Source organism: Aquiflexum sp. TKW24L (assembly GCF_023502205.1).
Taxonomy (GTDB): Bacteria; Bacteroidota; Bacteroidia; order Cytophagales; family Cyclobacteriaceae; genus Cognataquiflexum.
In genome coordinates this window covers 40,640-63,148 of the sequence record NZ_JAMFLG010000021.1, presented here as the reverse complement: position 1 = coordinate 63,148, position 22,509 = coordinate 40,640, and the positions used below count along the sequence as shown (strand labels likewise).

Annotated in this window: 16 protein-coding genes; 7 read left to right on the top strand and 9 right to left on the bottom strand. The window is 44.7% G+C overall.

Annotated features, from left to right (window positions below; translation table 11 throughout):
- Window positions 1-90: 90 nt before the first annotated feature.
- The 4 genes from M3O96_RS14285 to M3O96_RS14270 all read left to right on the top strand — a co-directional run bounded on the left by M3O96_RS14285 (window position 91) and on the right by M3O96_RS14270 (window position 8,039).
- Window positions 91-1,797 carry a sodium:solute symporter family protein gene (locus M3O96_RS14285; protein WP_249721582.1) on the top strand — a complete coding sequence of 569 codons (1,707 nt, stop codon included), beginning with the start codon at window positions 91-93 and terminating at the stop codon, window positions 1,795-1,797.
- A gap of 202 nt (window positions 1,798-1,999) precedes the next feature.
- Window positions 2,000-4,705, top strand: a complete 2,706-nt coding sequence (locus tag M3O96_RS14280) for a phosphoenolpyruvate carboxylase (RefSeq protein WP_249721579.1) — start codon at window positions 2,000-2,002, stop codon at window positions 4,703-4,705.
- Window positions 4,706-5,554: 849 nt separating this feature from the next.
- Window positions 5,555-6,016 (top strand): YehS family protein, encoded by a 462-nt coding sequence (locus M3O96_RS14275; protein ID WP_249721577.1) that lies wholly within the window; start codon window positions 5,555-5,557, stop codon window positions 6,014-6,016.
- A gap of 355 nt (window positions 6,017-6,371) precedes the next feature.
- Entirely contained in the window at window positions 6,372-8,039 is a 1,668-nt protein-coding gene (locus tag M3O96_RS14270; RefSeq protein ID WP_249721574.1) for a hypothetical protein, read from the top strand.
- A 10-nt stretch (window positions 8,040-8,049) separates the two neighbouring features.
- On the opposite strand, the gene M3O96_RS14265 is transcribed toward M3O96_RS14270, so the two are convergent.
- From M3O96_RS14265 to M3O96_RS14230, 8 genes are read right to left on the bottom strand one after another with little or no spacing between them, the layout of a single operon-like run.
- Complete coding sequence (locus M3O96_RS14265; protein WP_249721572.1) at window positions 8,050-8,724, bottom strand: protein-L-isoaspartate(D-aspartate) O-methyltransferase; 675 nt, start codon at window positions 8,722-8,724, stop codon at window positions 8,050-8,052.
- A 29-nt stretch (window positions 8,725-8,753) separates the two neighbouring features.
- Entirely contained in the window at window positions 8,754-9,236 is a 483-nt protein-coding gene (locus tag M3O96_RS14260) for a hypothetical protein (protein WP_249721569.1), read from the bottom strand.
- A 45-nt stretch (window positions 9,237-9,281) separates the two neighbouring features.
- A complete protein-coding gene (locus tag M3O96_RS14255) occupies window positions 9,282-9,941 on the bottom strand; it encodes a tetratricopeptide repeat protein (protein ID WP_249721567.1) in 660 nt (219 codons plus the stop codon).
- Window positions 9,929-11,278 (bottom strand): tetratricopeptide repeat protein, encoded by a 1,350-nt coding sequence (locus M3O96_RS14250; RefSeq protein ID WP_249721564.1) that lies wholly within the window; start codon window positions 11,276-11,278, stop codon window positions 9,929-9,931. The genes M3O96_RS14255 and M3O96_RS14250 overlap by 13 nt, the downstream gene beginning before the upstream one ends.
- On the bottom strand, window positions 11,260-13,440 hold the full coding sequence (locus M3O96_RS14245; RefSeq protein WP_249721561.1) for an urea transporter: 2,181 nt from the start codon (window positions 13,438-13,440) through the stop codon (window positions 11,260-11,262). Before M3O96_RS14245 ends, M3O96_RS14250 begins: the two co-directional genes overlap by 19 nt.
- A 30-nt stretch (window positions 13,441-13,470) precedes the next feature.
- Window positions 13,471-14,829 carry an alanine racemase gene (locus tag M3O96_RS14240; protein WP_249721558.1) on the bottom strand — a complete coding sequence of 453 codons (1,359 nt, stop codon included), beginning with the start codon at window positions 14,827-14,829 and terminating at the stop codon, window positions 13,471-13,473.
- A gap of 21 nt (window positions 14,830-14,850) precedes the next feature.
- Window positions 14,851-15,897 (bottom strand): ATP-grasp domain-containing protein, encoded by a 1,047-nt coding sequence (locus tag M3O96_RS14235; protein WP_249721556.1) that lies wholly within the window; start codon window positions 15,895-15,897, stop codon window positions 14,851-14,853.
- Window positions 15,884-16,141 carry an HPr-rel-A system PqqD family peptide chaperone gene (locus tag M3O96_RS14230; RefSeq protein WP_249721554.1) on the bottom strand — a complete coding sequence of 86 codons (258 nt, stop codon included), beginning with the start codon at window positions 16,139-16,141 and terminating at the stop codon, window positions 15,884-15,886. Before M3O96_RS14230 ends, M3O96_RS14235 begins: the two co-directional genes overlap by 14 nt.
- Before the next feature lie 348 nt (window positions 16,142-16,489).
- On the opposite strand from M3O96_RS14230, the gene M3O96_RS14225 reads away from it, so the two are divergent.
- From M3O96_RS14225 to M3O96_RS14215, 3 genes are all read left to right on the top strand, one after another.
- A complete protein-coding gene (locus M3O96_RS14225; protein WP_249721551.1) occupies window positions 16,490-17,098 on the top strand; it encodes a hypothetical protein in 609 nt (202 codons plus the stop codon).
- A gap of 348 nt (window positions 17,099-17,446) precedes the next feature.
- Window positions 17,447-18,310 carry a virulence RhuM family protein gene (locus M3O96_RS14220; protein ID WP_249721549.1) on the top strand — a complete coding sequence of 288 codons (864 nt, stop codon included), beginning with the start codon at window positions 17,447-17,449 and terminating at the stop codon, window positions 18,308-18,310.
- 795 nt (window positions 18,311-19,105) lie between these two features.
- Window positions 19,106-19,324, top strand: a complete 219-nt coding sequence (locus M3O96_RS14215; RefSeq protein WP_249721546.1) for a hypothetical protein — start codon at window positions 19,106-19,108, stop codon at window positions 19,322-19,324.
- Window positions 19,325-19,395: 71 nt separating this feature from the next.
- Here the strand turns inward: M3O96_RS14215 and M3O96_RS14210 are convergent, their stop codons facing one another.
- Complete coding sequence (locus M3O96_RS14210; protein WP_249721544.1) at window positions 19,396-22,509, bottom strand: efflux RND transporter permease subunit; 3,114 nt, start codon at window positions 22,507-22,509, stop codon at window positions 19,396-19,398.

Sequence of the window (22,509 nt, the reverse complement as noted above, 5' to 3'; positions counted from 1 at the left end):
TAACATCAACTGGAACAACTGGTATATAGGCCTGATGCTGACTTTGGGCGGATTGATTGTCTTTTTTTACTGGCTAACCCATCACTTCGCATGAGTGGCTTAGACTGGATTGTACTTTTCGGAACCTTGTTGGCCATCGTTGGATATGGTGTGTATAAGACGAGAGGGAAGCAGGATATGGATAGCTATATTCGTGGGAATACCAATATGAATTGGTGGACCATCGGACTTTCTATCATGGCGACCCAGGCCTCGGCTATCACCTTTTTGAGTACACCAGGCCAAGCCTATGAGGATGGGATGCGCTTTATCCAGTTTTACTTTGGTTTGCCATTGGCAATGATTATCCTTTCTGTTACTTTCCTTCCAATATATTACAAACTGAAAGTTTATACTGCCTATGAGTTTTTGGAGACTAGATTTGACTTGAAGACGAGGACCTTGGCAGCTTTTCTTTTTTTGGTTCAAAGAGGCTTGGCGGCAGGGATTACGATCTATGCTCCGGCGATTATACTTTCGACTTTGTTGAATTGGAACCTTACCTTCACCTGTATTTTTATTGGGGTGCTGGTGATTATCTACACCGTTTCCGGCGGTACCAAAGCTGTATCCATTACCCAAAAGCAACAAATGGGTGTGATGATGGGGGGAATGCTTTTGGCAGGAATTCTGGTCATCTATATGCTTCCGGTGAAGTTTACCGAAGCCCTGCATGTGGCGGGCAAAATGGAAAAACTCAACGTGGTCAACTTTGAGTTTAACTGGTCCGACCGCTATAATTTTTGGTCTGGTATGACCGCAGCATTGTTTCTCTTTCTTTCCTACTTTGGAACAGACCAATCGCAGGTGCAGCGATACCTTTCAGCAAGTTCACTCACACAAAGCAGGATGGGTCTGATGATGAACGGCCTGCTCAAGGTTCCGATGCAGTTTGTCATCCTCTTTATCGGCGTGATGGTGTTTGTATTCTATCAGTTTTTCCAACCACCGGTCGTGTTCAACAAACAACAGACCGAGCAACTGGAAAACAGTGCGCTGAAGGAAGACTACAGGTTTTTGCAGGATGAGTTTACGCAGGTTTTTCAGGAAAAGAGCAAAGACATCCAATCCTTGCTCAAAGCTGTAGAGGCAGAAGATGAAACAGGTATAGGGATGGCCAAAGACGGTATCCAAAAGAAAAGCCAATACCAGGAAACTATCCGCAATGAAGTGAAAGACCTGATCGTCCGCAATGACGCAGCTGCAGTCACTAGGGATACGGATTATATCTTTATGCGCTTTGTGATGGATTACCTACCAAAAGGCATTATCGGGTTACTTTTTGCTGTGATCTTCAGTGCTGCTATGTCTTCTTCCGCTTCAGAGTTCAACTCCTTAGGAACGACCACGACCATAGACATGTACAAACGCTCTATCGTGAAGAATGCAAGCCAATACCACTATATGGTTTCCTCTAAGTGGTTTACAGCATTGTGGGGCGGCTTTGCGATCCTCTTTGCCATCTATGCATCCCTGTTTGAAAACCTGATCCAAGCTGTCAACCTGCTTGGTTCACTCTTTTATGGGACGATCTTGGGCATCTTCCTTGTAGGTTTTTATTTGAAGTGGGTGAAGGGACATGCGGTATTTATCGCTGCATTAATTTCCCAAGCTTTGATTTTGTTGATCCATTGGAAAAACGGTGAATCGCTTTTTGGGATTCCGATTGACATCGGGTTTTTATGGTATAATGCCATTGGGTGTATTTTTGTGATGGGATTTTCGATGGTGATACAGGTGATTTTTGCTAGAAAGTAATTTTCGGGATGTAGTATTAGGTAGGGGTGAAAGGTGTATAATTCAGAATTATGAATTTTGAATTAAATATAGCGTCCACTCAGGCAGACAATAATTAACCTTTAATTCACACTGGAATAAAAAAGTATTCTTGTTTTATAAGCTATCTAAATCTATTTTTCTACTATTGATTTTTGTGTTAGCAAATTAACGAGATTGGGTTATGATTAAGCAAGAGAGTCCCTTCCAGAATGTCACCGAAAGCAGAAATTTTTTGATTGGCTGTTATGTAGAAATGCTACACCGGATCCACGAGCATGACATCATTCCTTTGATCAATAGCCATCCAGAGGATTTTGCGGGAATCGATGACAACGCGCTACCCATCGATAAGGTGATCCAATCGCTCAGTATTTACTTTCAGCTGATGACCATGGTGGAAGAAAATGCTGCGACCCAATACCGGAGGAAAATGGAAAACCAGGACGATATCACATCCATCAGGGGTTCATGGGCGGAGGCTTTTAAAATCTGGAAAGACCAAGGCATTGCAGAGGACGAAATGCTCCATGCCATCTCCCAGGCAAGTGTGATACCGGTACTGACGGCACATCCCACAGAAGCCAAAAGGGTCACTGTGATAGAAATCCACCGGGAATTGTATTTGCTTTTGGTACAACGGGAAAATGTGTCCCTCAGCAAGCTCGAGCAAAATTTGATTGAAGCAAAGATCATCCACCTCTTAGAGAGATGGTGGCGAACAGGAGAGATTTACCTCGAAAAACCCAATATCCGGGACGAAAGGGCAAACACCGTTTATTACCTGAGAAACATTTTTCCAACCGTTTTGGAAAAAAGTGACCAGCAACTCAAGGGTTCTTGGATTGCAATGGGGTTTGACCCGCATAAAATTAAAAACCCGGATTCTTTTCCCAAAATCCATTTCGGAAGTTGGGTGGGCGGGGACAGAGACGGGCATCCTTTTGTCACACCCGGAATCACGCAGGAAACGCTGTTGCTTCACAGACATGCTGCCCTTTCGCTGATCAAATCGCAACTGGGGATTTTGGCTAGCAAACTTTCCGTATCTGCCGTCAGCAATCCTGTGCCATTTCTATTGTCGGAAGCGGTGATGAAAAAATCAAAAGCATTGGGCGAAGTAGGAGAGAAGGCAGTACAAAGGAACCCTTATGAGCCTTGGAGACAATTTGCAAGCCTGATGCTATTGCAATTGGAGAATACCATTTCTGAAAAAAATGCAGACAGTGAGTCACATTATAGGTCTAGTAAAACCTTAACAGAAGACCTGAAATCCTTAAGAGCAATACTCAATGAAAATGGTTTGCAGGGGATAGCTGAAGATTTACTTTTTCCGATTGAGCGCGCTGTTCATTGCTTTGGATTCCACCTTGCCAAATTGGACATCAGACAAAACAGTGCTTTTCATGACAAAGCCGTCTCCCAAATTTTGCAATCAAATGGCGAGAAAGATTTTGATTTTGCAAATTGGGAAGAAGAAAAACGGGTGGCCTATCTCAACAAAATTCTGCAAAGTCATTCCCTGATTACAGACACTACAGTGTCCTATGGAGCTGAAGCAGACAATGTGTTGGACTGTTACAGAGTCGTCCGGCATCATATCAACCAATATGGCTCGGAGGGTATTGGTTCTTTTATCATCAGTATGACGAGAACACTCAGTGACCTGCTTGTGGTTTACCTGTTGATGCGCGAGACCCAATTGCTCAATACCCATATCAAGGTGGTTCCCCTGTTGGAAACCATCGAAGACCTTCATAACGGCCCTGGGATCTTGGACAAATTTCTCCAACATCCCCTTACCCGGCAACGGGCTGCCGGCATTTCAAACCAACAGGAAGTGATGTTGGGCTATAGCGACAGCAACAAAGATGGGGGTACGATTGCCAGTAAGTGGAACCTTTTCAAAGCAGAAATAAAGCTGGCGGAAGTGGGTAGAAAAAACAATACAGGCGTTTACTTTTTTCATGGAACAGGAGGAACTATCAGTAGGGGTGGAGGAAAGTACCACCGGTTTTTGGAAAGTATGCCAGCCAATACGGTGAACAGCACCATCAAAATTACGGTACAGGGAGAAACTGTCGCGCAGCAATTTGGAAATCCTCTGACAGCCACCTACAACCTGAATGCCTTGACCTCCGGTGTGGCCAAGCAAACTATCCAAAGCAAACACAATACAAGCGATGCGACGTTTCCATTTGAAACCATGGAGTTTTTGTCCAAAAAATCATTTGAGCACTACAAAGATTTTATTGAAACACCGGGCTTTATCGATTTTTACAGCAAAGCAACTTGTATAGATGTATTGGAAAAAAGTAAAATCGGTTCGAGGCCTGTTAGGAGAACAGGTACCCGGACGCTCGCGGACTTGCGGGCGATTCCTTGGGTGTTTAGCTGGAACCTTTCAAGGATTACACTTACGGGTTGGTATGGACTTGGGGAAGCTTTGAAAAAGCTGAAGGAAGAAAGACCCGAAGCTTTTCATGATTTGAAAAAGATGGTCAATGATTGGACTTTTTTCAAGTTTTTGATCATTCAGACAGAAACCAACCTGATCCTCTCGCATGTCGAAATGATGAAGCTATATGCAGAACTTGTTCGGAATGCAGCGGATAGAGACTTGTTTATGGATAAGATTCTGAAGGATTATGAAAATGGCTTTAGGCTGATCGGGGAGCTTTTTGACGAACCTGCTGCCTTCAGAAGGGAAGGGCAATACGACAACCTGAAATGGAGAGAAGGAAAGCTGAAAATCCTCCACAAGCTGCATATCAACTACCTGAAGCAGTGGAGGGAAATGGATGACAACAGTGCAGAAAAAGACAAGATGTTGGTAAAGCTCCTCAGTATGATTAATTCTCTTTCAAGCGGTTTGAAAAACACAGGTTGAAATACGACACTAGGGCGGAGATTACCGCAGAGATTCTGTTTTAAGAATCAAGATAAAATTTCTCACGCAAAGACGCGAGGGCGCAAAAAAGTAGAATAAAAAGCCCACACGGAGGCACAAAGAAAAAATTAAAATATCTCACACAAAGACCCAAAGGTATCGCAAGGGACGCAAAGGGAGAATCGGTGAAAATAATGTACCACAGCTCACCGAGGGCTCAGAGGTCTCGGTCTCCCTTTAATATTGTGAATTCATCATTCTTCATTCTTCGTTCATCATTGTTCATCATTCTTCATTCCTTTCCTCTGCGGCTCTGCGTGAGATAAATTTTCTTTTACCGCAATTGGCGCGAAGGTATTGCAATGGTCGAAAAATTCGGATTGATTATTTACCACATAGCTCACAGAGACCACATAGATCGCGGCGTTCATTCAAAAATTCGTCATTCTTCATTCCTCATTTTCCATTCTGAATTCATCATTCTTCATTCCTTATTTTTCATTTATCAATGTTCATTCCTTTTCTCTGCGGCTCCGCGTGAGATAGTAATTCTTTTACCACAATTGGCGCGAAGGTATTGCAATGGTCGAAAAATTCGGATTGATTATTTACCACATAGCTCACATAGCTCACAGAGACCACATAGATCGTGGTGTTCATTTACATACAAAAATTCGAATGAATTCATCATTCTTTATTCATCATTTTTCATTTATTCATCATTCCTCCTTCTTTTCTCCCTGGCTTCGCGTGAGGTATCGCCATTACATTTGGAAAACTTACCCCAATCCGACATCTTTACCCTTCACTTAATTCAGGGTTCAACCTTCCTCCTTCCTCCTTTAAAAAATGACCAACAACGACATCCTCCGCAGCCTTCGCTATACTTTTGATTTTGGTGATGACAAGATGATTGCGCTTTTTGGATTGGGGGGCAAAACAGTTACAAGGTCTGAAGTAAGTGATTGGCTCAAGCGGGAAGAAGATCCTGAGTACAAAGGCATTTATGACAAGGACTTGGCATTCTTTCTGAATGGGCTGATCATCGACCGCCGTGGCAAGCGGGAAGGGGTGGAGCCAGTCGCCGAGAAGACCCTGACCAACAACATGATCTTCCAAAAACTCAAAATAGCATTGGACATGAAGGACACCGAAATACTGGAGATCCTCACCTCTGTCAATGTCAATATCAGCAAGCATGAACTCAGTGCATTTTTTCGCAAACCCACACAGGACCAGTACCGCCCGCTCAAGGATCAGATTTTAAGAAATTTTTTGAGGGGGATTCAGATGAAGTATAGGCCGGATTGAATTATAGGGTTAAATGTTATTTGGTTAATTGGTTATTTGTTTAGGGACCGTTTCAAAATTCATAATTTGTAGTATTGGATATTGATTGATACTGGATCCCGAGCTATCGGGATGGATATTGAACCCAAACAACCGTTGTTGCCACTTTTTAGGGTATTGGGAAACTAAATAAAATGATTGTTTTTTTCTGTGTTTTTTCCTTTGTTAGATCAGGTAATGCTTTGTAATTCGGTTATTTATATTGATATTGTTTAATGAAATATTGGTAAAGTTCAATAGATACATCAATATGTATTTCTGAACCCGAAAAATGTGTTTCATTTTACCTTATTATTGCGTTAATCACCCGATTCCAATGAAAGGCTTTTATATCACCTATATTGCTCTAGTGCTGTTGTTTGTATCTGGTCCTGCGATCAGTCAGACTTACACGTACAATGCCACCAAATCTGGCTGTACCAACTCATGGATGGACGGTAACTGTTGGGATAAAGTGAATATCCCAGGGTGCTCTCTTAACTCAAGCAGTACATTTCCTCCTATCATCGCAGCCACTGCGCTGCCCGGGTATAATGCCATCAGAAATAATTGTGATGTCAACGTGATCCTCAATCAGACCTTGACGCTTGATCCTGGATTCGACTTTGCATTTAACGGACCGATTTATAATATAACCCTGACCGATGGCGTAAGCCTCAATATTGCAAGGCATACTTACCTGATTGAGCGTGCGGTATTGAGTTTTCTCCATGCTACCGGCACAGGTGAGTCAAGGGTCAACATAGATGGAAACATTTTTTATAACAAACAGTCCGTCGTCAACATAAGGAATGGGATCATTTTAGAGACCGACAATGTTCTCAATCCATCAAGCAACCAATTTGAAGGAATACTTTTTCAGGTAGATCCTCAGGCCACATTCAGGATTGGGGGGACGCTTTCGTTTACCAATGGCAACAGCAACAAAGTTATCGTTGAGGGAACTTTTGAAGTCAGGCAGCTAAATCTTGATGCCGGAAACCCGGGTACCACCCCGACGGCGATAGCCAACAAAAACGCATTGATTATCAAAGGAACAGGCAGCTCAAATGTATGTTCGGGGATCAATATCAAGGGAGATTCTTTCCTCAGTGTGGAAGTCGGTGGAGCATTAAATCTAGTTTCTTTAGAGTTAGCAGGTTCGGCGTTGTTTGATATTTATGGTGCTGCCAATATTAAATCCATGACCATGTTGGGTGATTCATGGATGAGGATGTTTGCAGGATCCCAATTTATCAACCAAACCTTTACAAAGTCCTCTGGCTCAGCAAGGATTTTCAAATGCGGAACGGAAGTCGCCATGCCTTCCACGTCCGTTGGCGGCTGCACTGCAGGATATACTTTATTTCCGGCAGAAGAGGAATGGGCTGATTTTTCAGGTGACTGGTGTTTCCGGCTTTTGCCAATCAAAATACTGGAGGAGCAACTGATCTATGAAGAGAAATACAACCAAATCCACTTGCATTGGGTCACTACAGCGGAATGGGAAAATAGCCATTTTGAAATCGAGAGGTCAGTAAAGGGGGTGGAAGATTTTGTTCAGATCGGGACTGTCAAAGGAATGGGATGGTCAAATGATCAAGTCACCTATAGCTTTGAGGATTCGGACTATCCCATGACAGGGGATAGGCTGTATTATAGGATCAAGCAGGTGGATTTGAAAGGCCGCTATTCCTTTGGCCATATCATGTCAGTAACTCCTTTCAGTATCCATAAAAGTCTTGCTATTTGGTATGTATATCCCAACCCTAGTAAGGGAAATAAACTGACGGTGAGGTTAGGAGAAATCAATCCTTCCAATGACCTTTCTATCCGATTTAGGATCATCAATGCTTTTTCTACAACGGAAGAATACCTTGTGTCAAGTGAAAGAAAGGTGAATGATATCCTTTCTAACCTTGTCCGTCAACTCCCCAAGGGAATCAATATCCTCGAAATCCAAGTGGATAAGCGCTTTGAAATGATCAAGTTTATTGTGGATTAAGGAAAATCAATTACTTTCTTGTAAAAGGCACAAACCTCACCGGGCCAAGGTTGGTGGTTTTGATCTGGCCTTTGGATTTTTCGAGCAATAGCAGGTCTTGTACTTTTCCTTGAGGTCCTACGGGAATGACCATTTTACCACCCTCTTTGAGTTGCTCGATCAGCGGTTGGGGCACTTTCTCCGCCGCCGCAGTGACGATGATAGCATCAAAGGGACTATTTTCTTTCCAACCTTGATAGCCGTCCCCGATCCGGCAATTGATATTGGTGTAGCCTAAGTTGTCTAAATCCTTTTTTGCACGTTTTCCGAGGTTTTCCACGATCTCAATGGTATAGACTTCCTCAACCATTTCAGCCAAAACAGCAGCCTGATACCCAGAACCTGTCCCAATCTCCAAGACTTTCATGTATTTTTTTGGAGCGATCAGGTCCGTCATGTATGCGACTATGTATGGCTGAGAAATGGTCTGACCGTCACCGATGGGAAGTGGCCGGTCTTCATAGGCATACTCTCTTTGGTCTTCGGGAACCAATAGATGCCGGGGTACTTTTCTCATGGCCTCGAGAATATCCCGGTTAGCAATTCCCCGAGCTTCGATCTGATTTTTGACCATCTGCTCCCTCCGGACTTTGTAGGGGTCTGTTTGCGGGAGCAGAAATAAAAATAGAAAGATCAGGTATTTCATGGCTGTGTTGTTTTGGTGGGTTTTTTCTTTCAGAGAGGTTGATTTCCCAGCTTTTTAAACTGCCTCCATTCCTCATTCCATTCTTCGGATGCAAGGTCATGGTCATACATGTAATTTACAATGGTGGTCAAGTCCTTTTGGTCCACGGACAGCGGAGGCATCAGCCCAAAGTTTCGGATGGCTCCGGGCATTTTGGATTTGTCCTGACTGGGATGCTGCACATAGGCAATAATGGGACCTACAAACTCCTCCCTTGCCATTCCTTCCCTAAGGTAATGCTCCCGAACTCTAAACATTGGCGGGGCTGTTCTTCCAGCCGGCCCTCCTCTCATTCCCGGATGATGACAGGCAAAGCAATACCCGTCCATCAGTACTAGGCCCTCTAGGTTCTGTTCACTCTTTTGGAGCTGTATGGGGACTTCGTTCTTATTATTCTGATGCAGGTACAAAAGGATGCCGATCCACAACAAGGCGGGCAGCAGAGATAGAATTATGAGTCTCTTGGTAATCATGGTGTCTATCATTTACATGGAAAATGGATGTCGGAGTAGAATCTGTTATTTGATCATCTTAAGTCCTTCCAAGGCGGATTCGTCGCTGGGATTGTTCAGCAGTACTTTTTGGAACAGAACCTTGGCTTCCCTGGACTTCTGCAGGCTGAGTTTGTTCCATGCTAGGAGTAGCAATCCATCATAATCGAATGGATAGAGGTTGACGACTTTCTCTAGGAAGGGATCTGCCTTTGCAAAATCTCCAAGGTTGTAATAGATCAATCCCACGCGGTAATTCACGAGGCTGTTTTGGGGATCAGTCTGTAGAATTTGGCGGTAGATGTCGAGGATTTCGTCCCATTTGCCCTGCACAGAGAGCGGGAGGACCACGCCAAGCTTGGGTTCGATGGCATAAGGTTTTAAGGCCACGGCCTTGTTGTAATATCCTGTGGCTTGGTCAAGCTTGGAAGCTTGGTAGTGCAGCCAACCTAACCTCAAGTTGAGTTCGTAGGAATCTGCCTGATATACTGAAATCAATTTATCAATGGCAGCATTGAAGTTTTGGGATTTTTCGAGGGTGTAGCTTTCTCGGAAAGCATCCGTGACCTTGTCCTGTGCCTGCGCATTGAATGCGGTGATCAAAGCGATCAGAAATGCCAAAACCAGGATTTCTGTTTTTAGGATCCGGTTGGATTTTGGATTTATTTGTTTTGCTAGAATCTCCATGATAAGATGCCGGTTAGGGATTGAATGTTGTATTCCTGTAAGTTGAGGGGTTCGGATTCGGAACCGCCTGTATTGAATTCACTTTGGTTGGTGAATAGGGTATAATCCAGGGTAATGCTCCATCGGGGATTGGGGAGGATGATGGCCCTGGCACCGATTCTTTGCGTGATTTTGTCCAGCCTGTTGAAGACCACAAGGCCGTCATTGAGCAGGAAGTTTTCCATTTCACCAAAGCTGCCATAGGCTTCGAGCCATAGGTGGTTGTTGAACTTGGTGCCGATCTGTTGTTCAAAGACTATGCGGTTGGTCGTCGGCCTCGTGTCGCTTTGTTGCCTTTGGTGGGACAAAACCGAAACTGTGTAGAGGTTCAGGTTTCCTTTGGGATAGAGGATGAGTTTGAGGTCCTTTTGATCTTGCCGTGCATTGGCAAGAGTGCCGTAATAATAGGATCCTCCAAGACTGAAATAGGACCATCTTTTTTGCAGCGAACCAAAATAGACCATGTCGGTATCGGTTTGGTTTATTTCCCGGGTGATGACATTGGGACCTTGACCCACCTGATTTTGGACCTGCAATGAATAGTTGATATTGATATAATGGAGTCCACCCATCAGACTGAGGCCTTTTGCCAAAAGGACATTGGCGGCGGCATAATATTGGAAAAGGCTGGACTGATAATCCCTGTCAAGGAGGATTTCGCTTTCGGATTGGCTGTAGAGAAGGTGGCTGACCTGCAAAGTCGAAATGCCGTGGTAGAGTGTTAGCCTTGGGCTGAATCCATGCTGCAGACCTGCGAAGAAATAGTGGTGCTGGTTTGGGATAAACTGACTTCCTTCCAAATCGGGGCTGAGGGAAGCCGTAAATCCATCTACCACATTTTGGTCGGTCAGGCCGGTATAATTGTAGGCGAGGTCAAGCTTTTCAATGAATTTGACGGTACCGATTTTTGTCTTTTGTTTCATAGAAGGAGAAAAATCTGCTGCTATGACTTTTGCTTCAGCGGACCTTCCCGCCAACAGGTATGCATAAAAAAGGTATTCCTGAAGGTACTCTTCACTGCTATTCATGTGGATTGCCTTTTCGAAATGTGTCGAAGCCAAATGATAATTACCTATTTCATAATAGGCCATTCCCATTCTCACCCGCAGGTAGTAATAATCGATACCGTCCTGAAGCGCTTCATTGCCTTCCTTGATGAGGCCTTGCCATTCCTTTTTTTGGAAAAGGGAATAGGTCAACGCATCCACTTGGGAGAGGCTTTTTTGTTGTTGGGCCTGTGCCAAAGAAGTGCAGACCAAGAGCAAAAGGATTCCGGGCATTAACTGTCGTAGATACATGTTGCCAGAATTTGGTTTTTGTTGTTTTTAAATCCGAATGTCTTGAGTCCTCCGCCATCCAATACAAATTCAAACTCCGAAACATCCAAGGTTCTTCCCCATGATTTCTTGAGAATTTGGCCTTTGAGGGAAAGGGGTTTTGAGGAGAAGCCTTTGTTTTTTTCGGGATAGGTCAGGTGAAATTCCCCTTTGAGGTATTGGTAAAAAGGGGCAATGAAATCTTGCAGGAAGATGGTATTGACATGGAAAACCATGTGAACCGGAAACCTATCTTTTAGCTTGAGTCCGTCGGTAAATCCGAAACTCACCATGAAGGCAGAGAGATAGAATGCATAGAGAAGGGATTTTCTATCTCCTTCGAAATTCGTGAAATGAAGCATCGCCTCATCGAGTTTGAAGTAGGCTTTGGAGCCGGTCTGTAGGCATTCAAGGTATTTGTTGAGGCTGTAATCCCTTTTGACTTCCCATTCATGCCGCTTTCCATCCTCGGTTTCAAAGTGGAGTTTGTTGCCGACCACTAACGAGAATGCTTTCTTCAAATCATTTTCAGGTAGCAGCGAACTTACCACTGCATCTTCCTTGGGATTGGCGGCAGACATGAGTTTTTCTTTACCCTTTACCCTCATCCACACATCCGTGATCCTGTAGTCGAGTGTCTTGGACCCAATATGCGGCGTTGCCTGAATCTGAAAGTGGAGGTGGGGATAGGGTGAATTTCCCGAGTTGCCACACTTCCCGATGACTTCTCCTTTCTTGACCTTGTCACCAGGTTTGGGTAGGATGGAGCCTTGTTTGAGATGACTCAGTTTGCTATAGAGGAAGTCCGCGTGCTTGATGATGATGGTGTTTCCCCAGTTTTTCTCCAAGTTATTTGCCCCAATGGGATTGTCCAGAATGTCGTTGACCACGGCTTCTACTGTCCCATCTGCAGGTGAGAGGATGTTTTTGTCAAAGCAGTAATAATCCAAAGGAAAATCCCCTTCCTCCTTATAAGTCTTGTTTTGCTCATCTTTGATTTCAAAATCCCAAGCATGCCGCCAAGCGTCCTTGTGGGTATAAGTACCATTGTGTCCTTGGGTGACGGTCCATTCGCCAAAGAATGGAAGGTAAATAGGTACCGGGCTGTCTTCCCCAAATCTTTTCTGAAAATTACTGAAGCTGTAGAGGTTTTTTTCGGGGGAATTTTGCTGCCAAAAAATCGTGCTGAGACCAATTCTATTGTCCACCCGAAACTTCAGTGCATAGAGAAAAGTCAAGGTAGCAAGGTTGAAAGGAAAAGAGTGGATCGGTAAGTAGATCAAGTTGAAAACCTGTTGCAGGGCAATACCTAAGATCGTGACCACTGGGATAATGGCGATGAGACCAAGGTAAGAACTGCGGCTCGGAATGATGAAATATCCCCCTAGGGCAATGGCGGTAAGGATGTAATTGAATCCAATATAGCTGAATGATACTTCGGAAAATGGAATTCCCAAAAGCAGGTAGAAAACATAGGCGATGTAAAATCCCCAAAGTGAAAGGGTAAATGCGATTCGGGAATAGATCAGGATTCCCAAGGCTGCAAGGACACCCGCAAAGACATTGGACTGGAAAAATATGGCCCCAAGGGAAAGGAAATAGGCTTTGAGGGAAAGTGGCATGGGGAGTTGGTTCCACCATTCGTACATGTTGACGAGTGAGCTGCCACCTAAGAGGTAGAGGTCATTCAGGATATAAACCCCTCTTTCACTCAGTCCCAATTCCCCAAACTCCCGTGTGGCGAGCCTGACCATCCAAAAAACAAGGATAAAGGGGATACTCAGGTAGGGGAGGCCATATTTACCCAAAACTCCTTCCATCGTCACAGAAATGAAGACTGTCAAAATCCCTGCAATCAATACCAGAACAAAGAGCAAAACTCCGGGCTCAAAGTAGATTCCCAAGCCCACCCCGACGAGCAGGGCATTGAATCCATAATAACCTTGACGGATATTTGGCTCATAGAGTCCGATAAAATAGGCGGTAAACAAAGCCGCCAAAACCGCTGTCAGTCCAAAAAAACCGACATAAACATCCACGAAAGTGATGAATAGGAGGATGATCCCAAACCATTTGTTGTTGGAGAAAAACACCTGCGCATAACTGTTGAACAGGGACTGACCTAACCATTCAAACTTTTTCATGGAAGCTGATTTAGCTTGGTGCGGATAATTCTAGAGTTTGAATTGCTTCAGATGCTCCGGCATCACTTCCTGAGAATTGATTGTCTCGAGCACTTCTCTTTTTCTGATCAGATGAGGATTTCCTTTGGAATCGAGCATCACCACATTTGGCCGGAGGGTGATGAATTGCATCCATTGGGTATTGTTATAGGCACCCACTCTTTTGATCACATATTGGTCTCCTTTTTTGAGAAGGGGAAACATCACATTGCCACGGATGACATCGATATTCATGCAGAGAGGACCATACAGGGTCGTGTCTTCGGTTTGGTCGGATACCGGCTGCACAGGCCTGATGTCATGCTCGTACCAAAAGGCAGTAAAGAGCAGATTCACTCCCGCATCCAAGATGGTGGCCCTTCTTCCATCTGCCAGTCTCTTGTTGGCGATGACTGTGCCGACAAGGTAGCCTGCATCGTCGATCATGGCTCTCCCCGTTTCGAGGATCAGCATGGGAAGGTGGTCGGGCTTGATGTCGGAACTCATGAGTACTGAGGTGATGGCTTCCGCAAAGTCATCAAAAGAAGGTGCGGTGTCTGTACCCGGATAGTAAGCGCCACGGAGCGTGTTTTTGGAAGCAAAGCCCCCGCCCATGTCGATGTATTTGAGGACATGGCCATGCTTGCGCTCCAATTTGATGGCAAGGTCGGCCAATTTGCCTGCGGCAATTCTATAAGCATCCACGCTCATCATATAGGTGCCGATGTGGGTATGAAGTCCCATCAGGTCGAGGTTTTTGTTGGCCATGATCCTGTTGAGCGCATCCCAAGCTTCCCCGTTTTCATAATTGAATCCAAACCTGTCCCATTTGGGATAGATGCCTGTGTCCATGTTGACACGGATGGCGACTTTGGGCCGCTCAGTCATTTCCTTGCTGAGGTGGATGATTTCATACAGCTCATCGAAGTGGTCGATATGGATCAGGGAATTGTTCCTAATGGCTTTTTGGAGGTCTTCGGTACTCTTGTCAGGGCCATTGAAGAGAATAAGTTCACCGGGGACGCCGTTGGCAATCGCTTTGTCATATTCAAATCCGGAGACCACTTCTGCCCAAGCGCCTTCCTGATGGAAGACATTGCAGACGGCATTGAGGTAATTGGTTTTGTAGGACCAGGCAAACTGCACATTGGGGTATCGGCTGCTGAAGGCCCGGTGGGCTTCCTTGTAAGTTTTGCGGATGGTGGATTCAGAGAGGACAAATAGCGGAGAACCAAACTCCCCGATCAGGTCTTTGATCGGCGTGCCATCGATATGGCTAAGCGGTTCCAAGCGGTGCGACATGCCGTATTTGCTTGGCAAACCGGCATTGATCCGCTGTATAATCGGTCTTTCAAAAGCTAGCTTTGTCATGGGTTTTTAAGTCTTATTGATTCAAAGTTCTCCTTTGGTGGACAACTTTTCAAATTCATGTAATTCAACGATCAGGTCAAATGAGTATCGGATAAACATTTTGCCGATATCGTACTTTGTAAAAGGCGCAACCGGAATGTCCATGGCCAATTTGACCAAAGCCTCAGGGAGATTTTGGCCCGCTGCCACGGCGAGATAGACCCAAGCCGGAAGCCTCGGGTTGATTTCAATCATATAGAGTTCATTCTTGGTGGTCCGGATGAGCTCGAGTTCCATGCCCCCACGCCACTTGGTCTGGGAGATGATTTTGTAGGTGAGGTCCATCATGGTTGGGTCTTCCAAGGTGATTCCTCCCCAAGCTTTTCCCTTGTCTGTGATGTAGGTTTTGCGCATGGGAACGGCGCCAACCGTATTGCCTTTGCCATCACCCAAGGCAATCACGTTGACTTCCGTACCCCGGACAAATTCCTGGATGACAATGGGAAGACCCCATTTGGCAGCAATTTTATTGAAATACAGCGCTACCTGATCCATGTCATAGGCGATGTAGGCATCATAGAATTTTCCTTTGACTACGACAGGAAACTCAAACTTATCCTGCATTTTCCTGAAGTCCTCGACACTCGTAATCGGCGCACTGTAGGGAACATTGACCCCATACTTTTTGCCGTATTCCGGAAGTTTGGATTTGTTTCTTTCTTCGAATTGCTGTAGGGTAGGGAGAAAAGTGCGGATTCCCATTTCCCGCAGGATTTTTTCGGATTTCATAAAAGTGAAAAGCTCCGAATCAAAATTAGGGATGAGGACATCAATTTTTTCTACCTGATGGATGTAGCGTATCCTTTCCAAAAACGGCTCCACCCCGTCAGAGGGATAGGGGACTTTGTATGATTTGTCCACCAAGTCATGCATGTAGGGGCCCGGCTCGAGGTTGTCGTAGACCAATCCGATGATGCGGGCCTCGATGGAATCGGAATCCCTCAAGCCTCTGACCACGGGAATCCCGGGACCCGGGCTGTCGATGTTATTCAGTCCTGACAGGGCGATGGTCAACTTAATCTTTTCCATCAGGTTCGGTGAGGTGAAGCTGGGCCAATGTGGCTATAAAGTCATAGTAGTACCTTTCAAAACTATCGCTGTCTACCTCGTACTTTTCGGTGACGGCCTCCAAAATTGCGCTAAAATCTTTTCCCAATTTGATCATTTGGACAATTTCCAAACCGCTGGGATTCAGTGAATAGGAATCTCCCGAGCCAGGATCAAACACAAATCCCGAGTCACTGATGGCGATGTTTTTTTTGATTATTACCATGGTGGTGTTGCAATGATTTTGGTTTAACCCAACCATTAAAGCTACACAAACCGCTTCCGGCGTTTTATGACTTTTATCACCCCAAAGGTTAAATCAACCATATGATTTTACCACTGAGCTCACAGAGGGCGCAGAGAAAAGATCTCGAAGTGAACCGCTATCCTGCTTCCCGTTATCCTGCTTCTCCAGAAGCTGGATATAATGATTTTACGATTTTACCACCGAGCTCACTGAGGACGCAGAGTTTGAATACTTTTTTTTTCTTCAAACCTTTCAAAATCCCCCTTTTTCTCCCCGGATCTGCGTGAGGTTATTTTTTTTTACCGCAATGGACGCAAAAGGTTCGCAATGGGTCGCAAAGGGGATAAACTGATTTTACCACTTAGCTCACAGAGGGCGCAGAGAAAAGATCTCGAAGTGAACCGCTATCCTGCTTCTCCAGAAGCTGGATCTAATTATTTTACCACAGGGCTCACAGAGGGCGCAGAGAAAAAAGGTTTCATTTTCTCCCGCAGATATCGCAGATTGACGCAGATGACTCCTCCGCCAATGTCTGTGTCGCTACAAACATTCTTCCTTTTCTTTTTCTCCCCGGATCTGCGTGAGGTTATTTTTTTTTACCGCAATGGACGCAAAAGGTTCGCAATGGGTCGCAAAGGGGATAAACTGATTTTACCACTGAGCTCACAGAGGGCGCAGAGAAAAGATCTCGAAGTGAACCGCTATCCTGCTTCTCCAGAAGCTGGATCTAATTATTTTACCACTGAGCTCTCAGAGAACACAGAGAAAAAAGGTTTCATTTTCATCCGCAGATATCGCAGATTGACGCAGATGACTCCTCCGCCAATGTCTGTGTCGCTACAAACATTCTTCCTTTTCTTTTTCTCCCCGGATCTGCGTGAGGTTATTTTTTTTACCGCAATGGACGCAAAAGGTTCGCAAAGGGGGGTAAACTGATTTTACCACTGAGCTCACAGAGGGCGCAGAGAAAAGATCTCGAAGTGAACCGCTATCCTGCTTCTCCAGAAGCTGGATTTACTATTTTTATTTCCTCAAATACACCTGACTTTACCCATTTTTTGAAAAATACCCTGTTCACGGGATGGGGAACAAAATATTTTTTAAACTAGATTAGCAAATCAGGAATTAAGTAACCTAGTATAATTCCTAAATGGACCGACTTCGAAGTACCATTTTGGAAATTCAAGTGAATATGGGGCAAAAGAAAGTTGCTTTATGTTTTTGCAGATCAAGGCGTATTTATGCTTTCTAATGTTTTAAACAAATTACAGAAAGAATGTTATCATGAGCAATACTAACGAAATCATATGGTATCAATCCGATGAGATAGCTGAGCATATTGAGGTAAGGCTTGAAAATGAGACTGTTTGGCTAACTCAAGTACAGATGTCCAGCCTTTTTGGTCAGACCAAACAAAATATTAGCTTACACATAAATAATTGTTTCAAAGAAAGGGAATTGGAGAAAATAGCAACTGTCAAGGAATCCTTGACAGTTCAAATGGAAGGTAAAAGAAGGGTGAAACGAAAGCTCGAATACTTTAACCTTGACGTCATCATTTCTGTTGGTTACCGTATCAAGTCCAAGCAAGGTACACAATTCCGTATTTGGGCTACCCATATTTTAAGAGACTATCTTTTAAAAGGTTATGCTGTTAAGCAGCGAATGGATAGAATAGAGAACAACTACGAAAACCTATCTCAGGAAGTAAAGAAGATATCCTTACAACTCAAAACGCAGGAATTACCAAACCAAGGCATCTTTTTCGAGGGACAAATTTTCGATGCATATGTCTTTGTGGCAGATATCATCAAAAAAGCAAAAACTGATATTATACTGATAGATAACTATGTGGACGAATCTGTGCTGAACTTGCTGGTAAAACGTCCCGAAAACGTCATTGCAACTATTTATACCAAAACTATCAGTAAGCAACTCTTGCAGGACGTAACGAAGCACAACAGTCAATACCCGGAAATAAACATTCATGAGTTTAATGTTGCCCACGATCGATTTCTGATTCTCGATGGTAAAGAATTGTACCATATCGGCGCTTCGTTGAAAGACCTGGGAAAAAAATGGTTTGCTTTCTCCAAAATGGATACACTCACCGCTGATGTTTTGGCAAAATTGAAAACAGTAAAATGAAAGGAAAAGAGAAATAAAGACCAACCGAAGTGAGGCTAATTCCTTCTTCCCATGATCCTTTAGGTTTTTTCCTTTTTCTCTGCGGCTCTGCGTGAGATAATTTTTCTTTTGCCGCAATGGACGCAAAGTTTTCGCAATGGGTCGCAAAGAAGGATTCCTGCTTCTCTAGAAGCTGGATCTAATTATTTTACCACCGAGCTCACTGAGGGCGCAGAGTTTGAATACTTTTTTTTTCTTCAAACCTTTCAAATTCCCCCTTTTTCGCTGCGGCTCTGCATGAGATAATTTTTCTTTTACCGCAATGGACGCAAAGGTTTCGCAATGGGTCGCAAGCGGGATAAACTGATTTTTACACAGCTCACTGAGGGCGCAGAGAAAAGATCTCGAAGTGAACTGTTATCCTGCTTCTCCAGAAGCTGGATCTAATTATTTTACCACAGGGCTCACAGAGGGCGCAGAGAAAAAAGGTTTCATTTTCTCCCGCAGATATCGCAGATTGACGCAGATGACTCCTCCGCCAATGTCTGTGTCGCTACAAACATTCTTCCTTTTCTTTTTCTCCCCGGCTCTGCGTGAGATAATCATTTCTTTTACCGCAATGGACGCAAAGGTTTCGCAATGGGTCGCAAAGAAGGATTAAACTGATTTTACCACTGAGCTCACTGAGGGCGCAGAGAAAAAATCTCGAAGTGAACCGCTATCCTGCTTCTCCAGAAGCTGGATCTAATTATTTTACCACTGAGCTCACAGAGGGTGCAGAGAAAAGATCTCGAAGTGAATCAAATTTGATTAGCCTTGTATACTCCGGTACCAACCTGGATATTGAATGAGGATTGGGCTTGCATTGGACATGGATTGGTCAAACATTGGTCAACGGGTAAAGCAGCTGTAGGGGAGAGTGTACTAGGGAGTAGGTTTGATGAAGGACTAGTATGGCTCTGGGATAAGGTTTGGGTAATTATGAATTCAGAATTAATAATTGGTCAGTCTCAGTTGGCAGATGCGAACCAATGAAACAGGGGTAGGCTGGAGGAACGGCTTTCCTTGTCTGTACCAAACTTTAGGAAAGCCGTAAATTTCATTTATCAAGACAGTATCGGGACTTTTTCTTTTTTTATTTGGATTCGGACTTTGATGGATTCAAAGAAATAATATACCACAGGGACGAGGTAGACTGTCAAAATCAGAGAGGACATCAGGCCGCCGATAATCACCCAAGCCAATCCGTTTTTCCACTCACTCGCTGTGCCGCTTGCCAAGGCTATGGGCAGCATCCCAACGACCATCGATATGGTAGTCATCAAGATCGGACGCATTCTGCCTTTGCCGGCAGTGATCAGCGCTTTTCTTACTTCCATCCCTTCTGCCCGGAGTTGGTTGGTAAAATCAACAATCAGGATGGCATTTTTGGTTACCAACCCCATCAGCATGATCAGACCAAGCAATGCAAACAGACTGAGGTTATTCATGGAGAGGTTGAGCGCTAAAAACGCGCCGATGAAAGCGACCGGAATAGAGAAAAGGACGACGAAAGGATAGACAAAACTGTCATATAGGGCTACCATGATCAGGTAGATCAGTAAAAAGGAAATCAACAAAACGGATCCCAAAGCTCCAAAACTGTCATTTTGTCTTTTGATATCACTACCCCATACCATGCTGATGTCAGCAGGAAGCGGCGTTGTTTGGAGTTTTGCCACGACTTCGTCGGCCACTGTTCCGGAAGGTCTTCCAAGGGCATTGGCAGTCAGGGTGACAGCAGGTTGACGGTCTTTTCTCTCGAGTAGGGAAGGAGATTTGTTTTGGGAAATATTGGCTACCTGAGCGAGTTCGATCGGGAAGCCCATTGGATTGGTGATCAAAATCCGTCTGATGTCTTCATAATTTTGGCGGTTAAAATTATCCAATTGGATACGGACAGGATATTCGGTTCCCCCTTCAGTCAGGGAGGCATCATCATTTCCGGTCAGGGCATAACGGAGATTTTGTCCCACAAAGGCATTGTTTAGGCCAAATAGCTGCAGTCTGTATTGGTCGGGAATGACCTGGAACTCAGGGCTCCCTTCTTCTACGGACAATTTTACATAGTCTGATCCGGGAATGTTTTCGACAATGGTCTTCAGGTCATTTGCCGCAGCCATGACACTTTCGGTAGTCGGACCGCTAAGGGTTATTTCTATGGGTGCGGATCTTGGGATCAGCCCCAGTGCGGTCATGGAATAACTTACTCCCGGAAATTGCTTTTGCAACTCCTCCCTGACCTCTTTCATGTAAGTTTCTGTTGGGATATTGCCTCTTTCCTTGGCGGGTTTTAGCTGGATGGTGAGTTCGGATTTGTTGGCGGAACCCACCCCAAGGCTTCCGATTCCGGTAGTTGGGCCACCGATGTTGCTGAAGATGGTGGCCACTTCAGGTTGCTCCAAAAGAAAATTTTCTATCTCTTGGCTTTTAAGGTTGTTCTGCTTGATTCCTGTTGATTTGTCAAATTCTAGGTAGAGACTGAACTTTCCCTGATCTCCGGTGGCAATCAGTTCCTTACCGATGATTCCCTGCTTCAGAATAATACCGGTCATGGCAAAAAGCGCTAAAATGATACCCATAAATACAAGCTTATGGTCCAATACCCAATCCAACTGTCTGCCGTACCAAGCGATGAAAGTATCCAACTGATGCTCAAACCAAATCAGAAATTTGTTGAAGAAATTGGTTGGTTGAAGGTCTTCGGACTTGCCGATCCGTGAAGCCATCCAAGGCGTAAGCGTAAATCCTACCAGCAAACTCGTCATTGTGGAGGTAATCACCACCACAGAAAACTGCTTCAACATATCCGCCACAAAAACCTGCAGGAAGAGGATCGGTAGAAACACCACCACGTCCACTAAGGTGATGGAAAGCGCTGAAAAGCCGATTTCAAGACGTCCGTCCATGGCAGCAGTCCTTTTGTCTTTTCCCCGATCTAAATGGCGCTGTATGTTTTCCAATACCACTGTCGCATCGTCCACGAGGATACCAATGATGAGGGACATGGCCAGCAACGTCATCAGGTTCAGCGTATATCCCAATAACCACATGACAGCGAATGCCGTGACAAGGGAAGTTGGGATGGCGACCAATACTATCAGTGAGTTTCTGAAGCTTCTCAGGAAAATAAGCATGACCAAAGACACGAGAATAACAGCGAGGATAAGGTCAAAAACCACTGAATTGACAGCAGCGATGGTATTGTCAGTACTGTCGTCGGCGATGGTGAATTTTATCCCGGCACTTGAATTTGTTTCCTCTATCAGTGCCAAACGGTCTCTTACTGCACGGGAGACCTCGACGGCATTGGCATCACCCTGCTTTTTGAGCATCAGGCCAATGCCTTCCTTGCCATTGTAGCGGCTGATGGAGCTGATTTCTCTAATTCCGTTTTTCACTACCGCTACGTCCCTGACATAGACCGGACTGCCCTTGACAGGCATAGCGACCTGTACCGATCCAATATCCTCCAACGAATTGAATTTCCCCAAAAGTCTGACAGCGCTCTGTTCGGTGACCGTCTGAACTTTTCCCGCAGGGACATCGAGACCGGATCTGTTGATGGCTTCTACAACTTGTAGCAGTGAGATTTTGTACTGTCTGAGTTTATTTTGGTCTACGTTGACCTGGACTTCCCGCTGTTCACCGCCGAGGATGGTGATCTCGGCAACCCCTTTGAGTTGCTGTATCTGCGGGATAAAATCATCGATCATCTTTTGGTAAAACTCAGGACCGTTGATTTGGCTTGTCGCGGTGATGGACATGATGGGCAGGTCATTTGGGGAGACCTTACTCATTTCGGGAGAAAGCACCTCCTTTGGAAGGTCCTGCGAAATATTATCAATGTACCGCTGGGCATCCATCATGGTTTGGTCCAAGTTGACGCCGTATTTCATGTTGGCAATGACGACAGAGGCATTGGGGAGAGACTTGGTAACCAAATAGTCTACTCCTTCCAGATTTGAAAGGGCATCTTCGATTTTTTTCGAAACCGAATTTTCGACCTCCTCAGGTTCAGCACCGGGATAGACCGTCTTGATGACGACCACGGGCTGGTTGAAGTCCGGCATCAATTCGTAAGAAAGATTGGTGAAGCCGATATATCCCAAGAGGATGAAAATACTGAACAGGACAATGATCAAAGAAGGCCTGTTGATGGATATGGATGTGATATTCAT